12 protein-coding genes are annotated in these 13105 nt (G+C 60.2%); 1 reads left to right on the top strand and 11 read right to left on the bottom strand.

The features are described from left to right. Positions 1-92 precede the first annotated feature (92 nt). Positions 93-1133 carry a glutamine synthetase beta-grasp domain-containing protein gene (locus tag FJ958_RS03055; protein ID WP_140739258.1) on the bottom strand — a complete coding sequence of 347 codons (1041 nt, stop codon included), beginning with the start codon at positions 1131-1133 and terminating at the stop codon, positions 93-95. A 317-nt stretch (positions 1134-1450) separates the two neighbouring features. Here FJ958_RS03055 and FJ958_RS03050 point away from each other — a divergent pair, with 317 nt between their 5' ends. Then, complete coding sequence (locus tag FJ958_RS03050; RefSeq protein ID WP_140739255.1) at positions 1451-1642, top strand: DUF2735 domain-containing protein; 192 nt, start codon at positions 1451-1453, stop codon at positions 1640-1642. 78 nt (positions 1643-1720) lie between these two features. Here FJ958_RS03050 and FJ958_RS03045 read toward each other — a convergent pair whose 3' ends face one another. From FJ958_RS03045 to FJ958_RS03000, 10 genes are all read right to left on the bottom strand, one after another. Beyond that, complete coding sequence (locus tag FJ958_RS03045) at positions 1721-3610, bottom strand: MFS transporter (protein ID WP_140739253.1); 1890 nt, start codon at positions 3608-3610, stop codon at positions 1721-1723. A gap of 176 nt (positions 3611-3786) precedes the next feature. Then, on the bottom strand, positions 3787-4578 hold the full coding sequence (locus FJ958_RS03040) for an ATP12 family chaperone protein (protein WP_140739250.1): 792 nt from the start codon (positions 4576-4578) through the stop codon (positions 3787-3789). Positions 4579-4590: 12 nt separating this feature from the next. Beyond that, positions 4591-5505, bottom strand: a complete 915-nt coding sequence (locus FJ958_RS03035) for a DMT family transporter (RefSeq protein WP_140739247.1) — start codon at positions 5503-5505, stop codon at positions 4591-4593. 2 nt (positions 5506-5507) lie between these two features. Then, a complete protein-coding gene (locus tag FJ958_RS03030) occupies positions 5508-6488 on the bottom strand; it encodes an RluA family pseudouridine synthase (RefSeq protein ID WP_140739244.1) in 981 nt (326 codons plus the stop codon). A 56-nt stretch (positions 6489-6544) separates the two neighbouring features. Further along, positions 6545-6919 carry a fluoride efflux transporter CrcB gene (gene crcB / locus FJ958_RS03025; protein ID WP_140739241.1) on the bottom strand — a complete coding sequence of 125 codons (375 nt, stop codon included), beginning with the start codon at positions 6917-6919 and terminating at the stop codon, positions 6545-6547. Between the two features lie 41 nt (positions 6920-6960). Next, positions 6961-7329 (bottom strand): DUF779 domain-containing protein, encoded by a 369-nt coding sequence (locus tag FJ958_RS03020; RefSeq protein ID WP_140739238.1) that lies wholly within the window; start codon positions 7327-7329, stop codon positions 6961-6963. Between the two features lie 105 nt (positions 7330-7434). Then, positions 7435-8952 carry an aldehyde dehydrogenase gene (adh, locus tag FJ958_RS03015; protein WP_140739235.1) on the bottom strand — a complete coding sequence of 506 codons (1518 nt, stop codon included), beginning with the start codon at positions 8950-8952 and terminating at the stop codon, positions 7435-7437. A 140-nt stretch (positions 8953-9092) separates the two neighbouring features. After that, complete coding sequence (locus FJ958_RS03010) at positions 9093-10061, bottom strand: helix-turn-helix domain-containing protein (RefSeq protein WP_140739232.1); 969 nt, start codon at positions 10059-10061, stop codon at positions 9093-9095. Positions 10062-10241: 180 nt separating this feature from the next. After that, positions 10242-11849 carry a hypothetical protein gene (locus tag FJ958_RS03005; RefSeq protein WP_246679472.1) on the bottom strand — a complete coding sequence of 536 codons (1608 nt, stop codon included), beginning with the start codon at positions 11847-11849 and terminating at the stop codon, positions 10242-10244. A gap of 418 nt (positions 11850-12267) precedes the next feature. Continuing rightward, positions 12268-13098: an aspartyl/asparaginyl beta-hydroxylase domain-containing protein gene (locus FJ958_RS03000; protein ID WP_140739226.1), complete on the bottom strand. Its 831-nt coding sequence runs from the start codon at positions 13096-13098 to the stop codon at positions 12268-12270. Positions 13099-13105 lie beyond the last annotated feature (7 nt).

Genomic DNA, 13105 nt, shown 5'->3' with positions numbered 1-13105 from the left:
TCACGAAAAAACCCCAGCGTCTCCGCTGGGGCTTTTTCGTGACCGTTCTTTAGATGGCGGCGAAGATCCTGCGATCCGCGCCGCCAAAAGAATCACGCCGCGGCCGAAACCGAGGCGTCGGTCGAAACCTGCGAAATCGTCTTCAGGACCTGGGAGGCGATCTGGTAGGGGTCGCCCTGCGAATTCGGACGGCGGTCTTCCAGATAGCCCTTGTAGTCATTCTTGATAAAGGAGTGCGGCACGCGGATCGAGGCACCACGGTCGGCGACGCCATAGCTGAACTTGTTCCACGGCGCGGTCTCGTGCTTGCCGGTCAGGCGCTTGTCGTTGTCGGGACCATAGACGGCGATGTGGTCCATCAGGTTCTTGTCGAACTGCGCCATCAGCGCCTCGAAATAGGCCTTGCCGCCGACTTCACGCATGTACTTGGTCGAGAAGTTGCAGTGCATGCCCGAGCCGTTCCAGTCGGTGTCGCCGAGCGGCTTGCAATGGAACTCGATGTCGATGCCGTACTTTTCGGTCAGCCGCAGCAGCAGGTAGCGAGCCATCCAGATCTGGTCGGCAGCCTTCTTGGAACCCTTGCCGAAAATCTGGAATTCCCACTGGCCCTTGGCCACCTCGGCGTTGATGCCTTCATGGTTGATGCCGGCGGCGAGGCAAAGGTCGAGATGCTCCTCGACGATCTGGCGCGCGACATCGCCAACATTCTTGTAGCCGACGCCGGTGTAGTACGGGCCCTGCGGCGCGGGATAGCCGCTGTCCGGGAAGCCGAGCGGACGGCCGTCCTTGTAGAAGAAATATTCCTGCTCGAAACCGAACCAGGCACCGTCGTCATCGAGAATGGTCGCACGGCTGTTGGACTCGTGTGGCGTCACGCCATCGGGCATCATGACCTCGCACATGACGAGAACACCGTTGGTGCGGGCCGGATCCGGATAAAGCGCCACCGGCTTCAGCACGCAGTCGGAGCTGCGGCCCTCGGCCTGCATGGTCGAAGATCCATCGAAGCCCCACAATGGCAACTGTTCGAGCGTCGGGAACTCGGCGAATTCCTTGACCTGCGTCTTGCCGCGAAGGTTGGCGACCGGGGTATAACCATCGAGCCAAATGTACTCGAGCTTGTATTTCGTCATTCTAGCCTCTCGTTGCTTGATCACCGAACACTGAACGGCGTCGACTTGCGCTTGCCCTCAGCAGCCGGCCCTGCCGGATCACTAAAAAGCAATTCGTGTGCCACTCGGGTGTCGGCGGGTGCGGCAAAATGGCCGCGATATCTCGTTGAATTTGCTGAGCCGCCTCAGCAATGGACCGAGATCGGTCACAGGCCAGAAATGCATGAATAATAGGCAAATACTGATCTTTTCATAGGCATATTGCCTAAAGGAGTCGCAGAACCTATCTTGCGGAAAAGCTGAATCGACAAGCTCCTGCAGAAGAAAGGAGAATGCCCGTGGAAGTCGCCACCTCCCGTCCGTCGGCACAAATTCTGATGTTCCCTCTGGCAGCACGCAAATCTGCTGCAAATTTAGGCGCGAAGGCCAAATTCGCGGCAGAGCTCGCATCCTTACGCGGCACGCACATCGATTTTGACGGCTGGTACCACGAAGCTGCGATCGAAGACGAAAACCAGCGCAAGAGCTGATCCGCATTCTTCAGGCTCGGATATGAAAAGCCCGGCGCGATTGCTCGCGCCGGGCTTTGTTTAAGCTCAACCAGCCGGCTATTGCTTGGCGTCCAAATCGGTGCCGAGCGTATCCCTGACGAAGATCATGCCGATGACCAGCGACATCGCCGCGATCACCACGGGGTACCAGAGGCCATAGTAGATGTCGCCCTTGTAGGCGCTGAGCGCGAACACGGTCGCCGGCAGCAGGCCGCCGAACCAGCCATTGCCGATATGATAGGGCAGCGACATACCGGTGTAGCGGATACGGGTCGGGAACATCTCGACCAGGATCGCGGCGATCGGTCCGTACACCATGGTCACGAATACCACCAGGATGAACAGGATGCCGATCGTCATTGGCCAGTTCACGGCCGCCGGATCAGCGACCATGGCGAAGGCACCGCCGCCCGGAATGTTGTAGACGGTGACTTCTGGCGCGCCCGCCGCCTCGTCCTTGGTCAACAGCTTGTCGGTGACTGCCTTATCAGTCGGAACAGTCGCCTTCTCACCGCCTCGGATGGTCGCGGCATCGAGCTTCAACTCGGGATTGGCCGCGATGAAGGCGTCGAGTTTCTGGTCCGCAACCTTGATTGCCGCGCGCTTCAGCGGATAGCCGCTATCCTGCAACGACATATTGACGGCCTTGACGAAGGCAGCGTCCTTGGCCTTGGCCTGATCGCCGGCGGCGACCGCATCGTAGGACGCCACCGTCTCGTTGCCGATCTTGACCGATGCAGCCGTTCCGGCCGCGGCCGTCGACACCACGTCGTAGGGAACCGAGTTCTTGGTCAGGAATGAAGTCGCGATGTCGCAGGACGTCGTGAACTTCGCGGTGCCGACCGGATTGAACTGGAACTTGCAGTCGCCGGGTGCTGCCGTCACCGTTGCCCGCGTATTTTGCTGCGCCTTGGCGAGCGCCGGATTGGCGGCCCAGGTCAGCGCCTTGAACAGGGGGAAGGTGCAGACGATGGCAAGCGCAAGGCCGGCCATGATGATCGGCTTGCGGCCGATCTTGTCGGACAGCCACCCGAAGACGACGAAGAAGATCGAGCCAAGCGCCAGTGCAATGGCGATCATGATGTTGACCGACTGCGCGTCGACCTTCAGCACATTCTGCAGGAAGAACAGTGCGTAGAACTGCCCGTTATACCAGACCACGGCCTGGCCGGCGGTAAGGCCGAGCAGCGCCAGCAGGGCGATCTTGGCGTTCTTCCACTGGCCGAAGGCTTCCGATAGCGGAGCCTTGGAGCCCTTCCCTTCGTCCTTCATCTTCTGGAAGGTTGGAGATTCGGAGAGAGACAGCCGAATCCAGATCGAAACGGCAAGCAGAACGAAGGAGACGATGAACGGAATGCGCCAGCCCCAGGCGGCATAGCTTTCCTTGCTCAGTGATCCCTGCACGATCAGGATGACGATCAGCGACAGGAACAGGCCGAGTGTCGCCGTCGTCTGTATCCACGATGTGTAGAACCCGCGGCGATCGTCGGGCGCGTGCTCGGCGACATAAGTCGCGGCGCCGCCATATTCGCCGCCAAGCGCAAGGCCCTGCAGCATGCGCAGGACGATCAGGATCACCGGAGCCGCGATGCCCAAAGTCGCATAACCGGGCAGCAGACCGACCAGGAAGGTCGACAGACCCATGATCGTCATGGTGACGAGGAAGGTGTATTTGCGGCCGACAAGGTCGCCGATGCGGCCGAACAGCAGTGCGCCGAACGGGCGCACGAGGAAGCCGGCGGCAAAGGCCAGCAGCGCGAAGATGTTGCGGGTCGCCTCGGGAATGGTCGGGCTGAAAAAGGTCGAGCCGATGAAGGCCGCCAGCGAGCCGTAGAGATAGAAATCATACCATTCGAAAACGGTGCCGAGCGAAGAGGCGAAGATGACCTTCTTCTCCTCCCGCGTCATGCCGCGGCTCGTTCCGCCGGCGGTTGATGCCATTGCCATTGAGTTATCCTCCCGTGAGACCCTTGTCCTCGATGCCGCGTGGCAGCGTCCGGATTCTCCTGCGAACGCGGACTCACGACAGCCATCAAAAAATGACAGAAAGACGGGGTCTAAGGCAGAGCGCCTTTGGGATTATGACTTTGGTATTAGGTGCGGTGCGGCAATAAACCGGCCGGTCAGACCTTGATCGCTTCGAGAAGATTGACGGCAGCCATCATGTCCCGTTTGCGGGCCGCGCGGCGCGCGACCGCTTCGGCATCCTGCCCCCAATGCGCGATCTGCCAGTCCTCATCGACATGGCCGGCGGCCCAGGCCGCCTCGGCGTCGAGCTCGCCGAAATCGACGGCGAGCGCCAGCAGCGCCGAACCGGTCAGCGAGGTCATGACGTGGATGGCGGCCAGCCGCAGCGGCTGCGCGCGCTGGGCAAGATGACTGCCGACAACGGCGATCGTCTCGCGCGGCTGCTCGACGTGGATGATCCCTTCGGCAAGGTTGAAGCGGGCGCCGAGCGCCGCACGGGCCCAGTCAATGACCGGATCCCACTGCTCGTTCTGCCGCTCGACCAGCCCTTGCGGTGCGTCGGCGCGGTAGCAGAGCAGATCCGACGAGGCAAAACGCAGTATGTCTTCCAGCACTGCCTGCGGATCGCTGGCGACTCCGTCCAAAGCGGTGTTGACGAGGCGCATCACCGGCATCGTCACCGGATTGATGGTCTCGTCCTGCGCGGCGAACTCGTCGGCCACAAGCGCTGCCGCCGCCTGGGTCGGCAGCGCCAACAGCGCCTTGCCCGGCGTACGCACCGGCTTGCCGTCGAGATGGACGGCAAACCCTCCCTCCATCGGCGCAACCGAAACGGTCTTGTAGAAGCGCTTGGGCAGCGGCGTCTTCATTTGAATCTGGGCGCGACGCACCGGATCCGGATCGGAAAGATATTTGCCCGCTTCGAGGTCGTTGAGGATATCACGCATGAAATCTCTCTCTTACACCGGCGTCAGCTTACGTGCTGGCCGGTTGACGATGATCAGGCCCGCTACAATCAAGCCAAGTGCCAGAAAAATGCGAATGGTCAGCGGCTCGTTCAAGATCAAGGCACCGCACAAGACACCGAAAACCGGCGACAGGAAAGTGAAGCTGGACAGGCCGGAGGCCGGATAGCGGCGCAGCAGCCAGAACCATAGGACATAAGTGAAAGCGACGATGTAGATCGCTTGGAAAAGCAGCGCCAATGTCGGCAACAAAGTGGGATCGCGGACCGGCGGACCGGCGAGAGGCAGCACCAAAATGCCGACGATCGCCGCGCCGGCGAGTTGATAGAGCAACAGCTTCTCGGCGCTCGCCTCAACCAGTTTCGACCGTTTGATGAGGATATTGGTCAAGGCCCAGAAGAACCCGGAGCCGAGGCTCAGGAGATCACCGAACAGCATGTCGCCGCCGCCAAGCTTATCGGAAAAGACCGTGGCAAGGCCGGCGAAGGCCAATAACAGGCCGAGGAATTTGCGCCAGGTGACCTGCTCGCCAAGCAGGAAATGCCCACCCACCAGCATCCAGAACGGCATTGAATTGACCAGCAGCGTGTTGCGGGCCACGGTCGTGTGCTCCAGCCCAACATAGAGGCAGAGGAATTCGATGCCGAAAAGCACGCCGACAGCGATACCGGCGAGCAACGTGCCATCCCGGGTGAAAAGCGCGATGCCGCGCCAGCGGCACCAGAGAAAGACAAAGAAGCCGCCAATGACCGAGCGCGCGATCGACAGGAAGACGGGATCGTAGCCGGCATAGGAGATCTTGGCGGCGACGTAGTTCAGGCCCCAGGAAAAGGTCAGGCCGGCCATGATCGCAGCGGCGGCGATGTCGACCGCGTCGCGGCGGTCCAGCGCGTCGGTGGCGCCACTCACAATCAGTCCTCCGCGCTCTGCTCGTCGAAACCGATCAGGTTCCAGCTCTGGCGCATGTGTGGTGGCATCGGGGCGGTGACGTCAATGAAGCCTTTGTCGGGATGCGGGATGACGATGCGACGCGCGTGCAGATGCAAGCGGTTCTGAATGCCGCCGGGAAAATCCCAATTGGTGTCGGCTTCGAAATATTTGGGATCGCCGATGATCGGACAGCCGATATAGGCCGCGTGGACGCGCAGCTGATGCGTGCGGCCAGTATAGGGCTCCATCTCAAGCCAGGTCATCGTCTGCGCCGCCTGCTCGATGATGCGGTAGTAGGAGACGGCGTGGTCGGCGCCCTTTTCGCCGTGTGCTGCGATGCGCACGCGGTCGCCGTCTGGCGTCGCCTCCTTGATCAGCCAGGTCGAGATCTTGTCCTCGCGCTTGGGCGGCACACCCTTGACCAACGCCCAATAGGTTTTCTTGGTTTCGCGGGCGCGAAATGCCTCGGAGAGCTTCATCGCGGCCAGTCTCGTGCGGGCAACGACCAGCACACCCGACGTGTCGCGGTCGAGCCGGTGAACCAGCCTTGGCTTCTCGCCCTTCTGGCTGCGCCAGGCTTCCAGCATGTCGTCGACATTGCGGGTGACGCCCGAACCGCCTTGCACCGCCAGGCCCGCCGGCTTGTTGAAGACGAAGACCTTCGGATCCTCATGCAGCAGCATCTTGGCGAGCACGTCGGCGTCGCCCTGGTTGCGGATCGAATGGCCAGTGAGCGGGCTGTCGCCCTTCTTGTCCACCTCGAGCGGCGGAATACGCACCAGCTGACCCGGCTCGACGCGGGTGTCGGCCTTGACGCGGCCGCCGTCGACGCGGATCTGGCCGGAGCGCAGCAGTTTCTGCAGATGGCCAAAGCCAAGGCCCGGGAAATGGGTCTTGAACCAGCGATCGAGCCGCATGCCCGCCTCGCCGGCTTCCACCGTGATCTGTTCAACGCCTGCCATATTTTCTTACCTGTTTTCCGAGCGGGGCTTGGCCGGCTCTCGGCGCGCCAATAGCATTAAGGCAGGCTTCTTGCGAGCCAAAGACCCAAAAACAAGGCGATGATGGCGCCAATGACGCTGGCCAGCGCATATCCAAACGCGGGCAGCGTGGCGCCCCGCTCCCAAAGCGTCGCGAAATCGAGCGAAAAAGCCGAAAAGGTGGTGAAGCCGCCGAAGATGCCGGTGGCGACAAAGAGCCTGACTTCGTTCGATCCGCCGCGGCGCGCCAGGATAGCGATGAACAGGCCCATGGCGAAGGAGCCGACGATGTTGATGGCCATCGTGCCCCATGGATAGTTGGGGCCCGCAAAGCGCAGCGCGCCCATACTGGTCAGATGGCGGATGCCGGCGCCGATGCCGCCGCCGATGACAACGAGAAGCAGATTGAACATGGCCGTCTACTGCCCCTGCGAGGGCGGCGGCGTCAATCCCTTCAGGCCCGCAAGGGCGTTTCGGGGATGGCACAGACGGTTGAGCGCGTCAGAAACCGCTTTTCGCGCCCGTTGTCGAGGGAGAACATGCCACCCCTGCCCGGCACGACGTCGATGATGAGGTCGGTATGTTTCCACACCTCATATTGCGAGGCGCTGATATAGACCGGCGTTTCGCCGATCTCGCCCAGCATGACGTCGTTGTCGCCGACAATGAACTCACCGCGGGGATAGCACATCGGCGATGATCCGTCGCAGCAGCCACCGGACTGGTGAAACAGCACCGGCCCGTGATCGGCAACGATCTCAGCCAGGAAAGCGATGGCTCCCGGCGTGGCCGAAACTTTTCCGAGTGAAATCCTGTCGGACATACCGCCCTCCTTCATCTCCCAAACCATCCGGGGCGCGGCATGTGCAGCCGCGCCCCGGATACTCATGATCCCTGTGGGAAGATCATGTGTTGCTTCGGGAGGCAATCAGAAGAAACCGAGCTTCTTCGGGCTGTAGCTGACCAGCATGTTCTTGGTCTGCTGATAGTGATCGAGCATCATCTTGTGATTTTCCCGTCCGATGCCGGACTGCTTGTAACCACCGAATGCCGCGTGCGCGGGATAGGCATGGTAGCAGTTGGTCCACACGCGCCCGGCCTGGATGGCGCGGCCGAAACGATAGCAGCGGTTCGCGTCGCGGCTCCAGATGCCGGCGCCGAGGCCATAGAGCGTGTCGTTGGCAATCGACAGCGCCTCGTCGTCGTCCTTGAAGGTCGTCACGGACACCACCGGCCCGAAGATTTCCTCCTGGAAGATGCGCATCTTGTTGTTGCCCTTGAACACGGTCGGCTTGACGTAATAGCCGCCCGCCAGATCCCCCGGCAGATGGTTCTGCTCACCGCCCGCCAGCACCTCGGCGCCTTCCTTGCGGCCGATATCGAAGTAGCTCAGGATCTTCTCCAGCTGTTCGCTCGATGCCTGCGCACCGATCATGGTTGCCGGATCGAGGGGATCGCCCTGGACGATCGCTTCGACGCGCTTCAGCGCCTTTTCCATGAACTTGTCATAGATCTTCTCATGCACCAGCGCGCGGCTGGGGCAGGTGCAGACCTCGCCCTGATTGAGCGCGAACATGACGAAGCCTTCGATCGCCTTGTCGAAGAAATCGTCATCTTCCGCCGTCACGTCCTGGAAGAAAATATTGGGCGATTTGCCGCCGAGTTCGAGTGTCACCGGGATGAGGTTCTGGCTGGCATATTGCGAGATCAGCCGCCCGGTCGTCGTCTCGCCGGTGAAGGCGATCTTGGCAATGCGGTTCGACGAAGCGAGCGGCTTGCCGGCCTCGAGGCCGAAGCCATTGACGATGTTGAGCACGCCCTCCGGTAGGAGATCGCCGATCAGGTCGGCCCACAGCATGATGGTGGCGGGTGTCTGTTCGGCGGGCTTCAGCACCACGCAATTGCCGGCGGCAAGCGCCGGAGCCAGTTTCCAGACCGCCATCAGCAGCGGGAAGTTCCAGGGAATGATCTGGCCGACGACGCCGAGCGGCTCGTGGAAATGATAGGCGACAGTGTCGTGATCGATCTCGGAAAGGCCGCCCTCCTGAGCACGCACGGCACCAGCAAAGTAACGGAAATGATCGATGGCCAGCGGCAGGTCGGCGGCGGTCGTCTCGCGGATCGGCTTGCCATTGTCCCAGGTTTCGGCGAGCGCCAGCAGATCGAGATTGTCTTCCATGCGGTCGGCGATGCGGTTGAGGATCAGCGCGCGAGCGGCTGCGCTCGTCTTCCCCCAGGCATCCCTGGCCCTGTGCGCGGCATCGAGTGCTGCCTCGATATCCCTGGCGTCGGAGCGAGCGACCTCACCCAGTGGCCGGCCGGTCACCGGCGATATGTTCTCGAAATACTTCCCTGAATGCGGGGCGACCCATTTGCCGCCGATATAATTGTCGTAGCGCTTGGCGAAGGGAACCTTGGCCGCGCGGGAAAATTCCACCTTGTTCATCGTCTTCCTCCCAATATGAGCGCCACGGCATGTGGCGCGTCGCTGGGAAGAGTTGCGGATGGACTGAGGTTTGTCAGCCCGGTCGCGGGCGTTCACCAACGCGGACTGTCGCAGATCTGCGACAGTCGCTGGCCCAAAGCTCAGTGTGGGCGGCGGATGCCGAAGCGCGCAAGCTTGCGATGCAGGGTCGCCCGCGAAATCCCAAGATTGCTGGCAGCCGCCGACACATTGCCCTCGGCGCGTGCCATGGCCCGCTGAACCACGCCGCGCTCCGCCTCGTCGAGATGCTCGCTTGCCCTGGCCGAGTCGCCGAGAATGTCGGCGGCAGGAAGGCCTTTGATCAGGAGTTGCCGGGTGATGCCAAGGCCGAGCCGGGCGGAGCGTGTTGCCCCGACCACCAGATCGTCGGCATTGACGGCGATCAATGCGCTGGCACTGCGCTCGGCCACCGGCGCCAGCAGGATGCGGGCATCGGAAAACGCCAAGCGGAAGTTCTCGGCCTCGATGCGGCGCGCGGCATCGCCTACCGCGATGGCGATCAGGTTGACGAATCCTTCAGTCAGATCCGACCGGCAAGAGGAGACATCGAGCGCGGCCGCCAGATTGCCTTCGTGATCGTAGATCGGGGCCGTGGTGCAACTGAGCAGAGTGTTGCGCGAAAAGAAATGCTGGTCGCGATGGATGGTGAGCGCGCGCTGATCGGCAAGACAGGTGCCGATGCCATTGGTGCCCTCGGAGTCCTCGCTCCACACGGTGCCCGTCCACAAGCCCCACTCGTCGAACGTATCGTCGTCGGCGGCGGCACCACGACGTTCGACGGGAATGCCGTCACGATCGGCAAGCAGCACACAGCAGCCGACGCCGCCTACGGCGAGGTGAAGACGATCGAGGCTCGCATCCGCGGCGCGCAGCAGCGGCTCCATACGTTGCCTGGCCTGGCGCAGCTCGCCTTCGGTAAGGCGCCGAGGCGACTTGCGTTCGGCCGGATCAAGGCCGTGCAATGTCAGCGAACGTCGCCAGGAAGCAACCAGCGCCGAACGCGCAGCGTCGCTGTTGGCGATGGAGGTCTGGATCAAATCCGCATGACCAGCCGGCCGCCGTCCGCTCACCTCATCCTCCCAAGGCGATTGTCGCTTGCAACTCAAGCAACGCTATATCTGGCCAGATATATCCGCCGCACTACGTCTTAGTCTAGAAGACCGATGCCCGATGACGCCATAGGACGATGGTTCAAGCCACGCCTCAGTGCTCCCAAGCCGGCAATCACGCGCCGCCTGGGCAGGTGATCGTCACCAGTCAGGAATTGTCCAGTCCGGATACTTTTTCCTGAACTCGCCATAGAGAGCGTCGACTTCGGACTTGCTGACCGGGCGCACCTGCTCATAGAGATACGCGGTAACGCCGCCGGACAGTCGATACTCCGCAATGCGCTTGTATGCGGCGCCGATGCCTTTCCCCTCAAGAATATACTGGTTCGGAATCGTTATGCAAATCTGCGCGCCCGCCTGCAGATGCGTAACAAGCCTGTCAGTCACGACAACGTACCTGGATTTCAAGGCATCCGGCCGAAATTGATCACGACTATCGACCTGGCAGATCCATCCAACGTGCGGAAGGAGGTTCGCATCCAAACTGAATAACAACGAGTCGCTCAATATCGGTCCTGAGGCGAATACGGAAAAGCGATCTTCTGGCTTCATTTTGCCAAATAGGTCAGCAATCAAGCGCCTGTATTCAGAAAGATTGTCGAGGCGAAGTGGGAGCGTATCTTCCTTGGCAAAAACGAAGCTGATTGGCGACAGCAGCTGACGGCCTATCGGAAAAAAGGTGCCCATAAAAGCGAGCCCGGCGACGAAGGCTATGGCGAGGGTCGCCCATCGTGCTCTCAGCGCTGACCCCGAAACGATCGCAACGATTGTCTGGGCGTAGGCGGGAAAAAGCCAAAGAAAGATCGGCATCGAGTGATGACGTTCCGGATCTTGCGTCCGGGTGAAAAATAAGAAAGTGAGTACCGCGGCGGAGGCAGAGAACAAGGAGAAACCGTTGCGGCGCGAAACGGAGATCAGAAGGCCCACCAGGATCAGCAGCCAGTTGACTAAGCTTAGCCGGGACGCGATTTCGCCAAGCTGGTTGATGAAGATCGTCCGGTATCCGCTGTAAAGGTCACCGTAGCTGGTTCCCAATATCTTGCCGATCAGCGGCAATTGGTAGTTCAAAGCGGTTGCGGAAATGACGAAAACCGCACACCCTCCGCCTAACGCGGCCTTGCGAAACGCAGCCAAGTCTCGGTCTTTGCAAATCTGCAGCAGACAGAAAAGCGCCGCGGAAACAGCAATCCCGATTGCAGCATAGGCGTACCAGCGACGCAGCATGAACGCCAGCCACAGGCATGCGCCGACGGAAATTCCACTCGCTACCGGTTCACGGGTCAGGAACTTCGACTTCCAAAGTAAGTAAGTCGCTGCGATAAGAGCGAGACAACCGGCAACGTCTGGCAGCCCACGAAGCGTCGGCGCCCAGATGGGCGTGTAGAGAAATGCTGCGATCCAGACCGCCGGCCAAGCTCGGGAAGGTTTCTCGGATACCGCCTCCAGATAGCTTAACCTGCCCATGCAAAGAGCCGTCGGGACTAGGTAAACCGCAACTATTCCGGCGATAAAGACAAACCTCGAATCGCCAAGAATGATGTGGAAAGGCATCAACGGTGCCAGGATCGCAACACCATAATCTTCCGTGGCAATAGAATTTCCCAACTGGCCAAGCCAGTTGAAAGGGCTCTCGACCAAGAGCGAACCCTGCTGTTTGAACCTATTGAAATAGGCAACGAAATCCCAATAGTAAACGTATTCCTCAAGAGCTATGTACGCCGAGCTGAGAGCAATGCTTAGCAGCACCATGCATACGTACGTTCCCGCATAATGTTCTAATATTCTTCTCAGTGACATTTTAGCCGCCGATCATGTAAGAGACTGTGCGCCGGAATCATTCTTAGCGCATTGTCCAACGAATAGAAGATGATCCGGCGAACGTGAATCGCCCGAGACAATTCATTTGGGCTTATGATGAATTATTGAGCGCCAAAATGGGATGTACACTTTGCATCACGCCGACTGGAGGTTCGCGCCTCATGAGCAGGGCCAGCAGCCCTCTCTTTGTTTGCCGCGACCATGGGCGCCAAACCTGTCCAACATCACCTCTGGCAGCGTATCTCTGGGCGAAGCATGAGTGTAACGGTCGGGCGCCAGCGGACGACCGAATTGCGCTTGCAGGCATCAAGGCATGGCCAGGAGAGCGGCTACGCCAGTGGGCTTCGGTTCAGGTGGTTCCGACCTTCTTGGGCTTGGTCGAGCCAATCATCTTCCAGTTCTTGTAGAACATCGAATTGATGCGTTCGACGCTGACCGACACGACGGCAAGCATGCCTGCTATGAGGCGCGGAACCGGGGACGGCCTGATGATGTCCATGAACACGCAGTAGCGGCGGCCGTCATACTCGTTGACCGAACGATGCAGCAGCGTGTCGTCGAAAATGAACAGCGGATTGTCGTACCAGTAATTCTTGACGTTGCCGCATTCGACGAAGATCTCCGACTTTACCGGGATCAAATTGTAGAGGATGCGCAAGCTGAGCCGCAACGGACCGAAATGCCAGGAAGTCGATTCGCGCTTGCTGAAGACGGAAACGGCGATGGTCTTGATGTATTTGAAATCCTTGTTGAACTCGGCGACGTTGTCTATCTTGTGCTTGCCGTACCACTGATAGACATACATGCCGCGCCGACCGGCACCGAAATTGGCATCGATGTCGGCGATGATCTCGTCCTTGCGCGCCTTGAAGATATCAAGGACCTCATTGACCTCGCGCTGATAGTCTTCTGGAAACTGCTCCAGCTTCCACACGCCCGGATTTTTGTAGCAGAGCAGGTCCACCAGCAGATTGAATGGCGAGAGCAGCCAGGTGAACAGGCCGTTGCCAAGGAAGTAACCGCTGAACAGCGACAGATCCTTCCTGTCGTTGCGCAAGACGTCAATGAGTCCACAAACGATGAAGATCGTCGTCAGGATCGGGATGAAGTAGAAGCCAAGGGCGAGAAGCGGAATGGCGATGGCGAATTTGCGAAGGGACTTGCGAAGGGTTTTTGTCATTTTTCCA

The sequence above is a fragment of the Mesorhizobium sp. B2-3-5 genome (assembly GCF_006442395.1).
Classification (GTDB): domain Bacteria; phylum Pseudomonadota; class Alphaproteobacteria; order Rhizobiales; family Rhizobiaceae; genus Mesorhizobium.
This window is presented reverse-complemented; position numbering and strand designations above follow the sequence as displayed.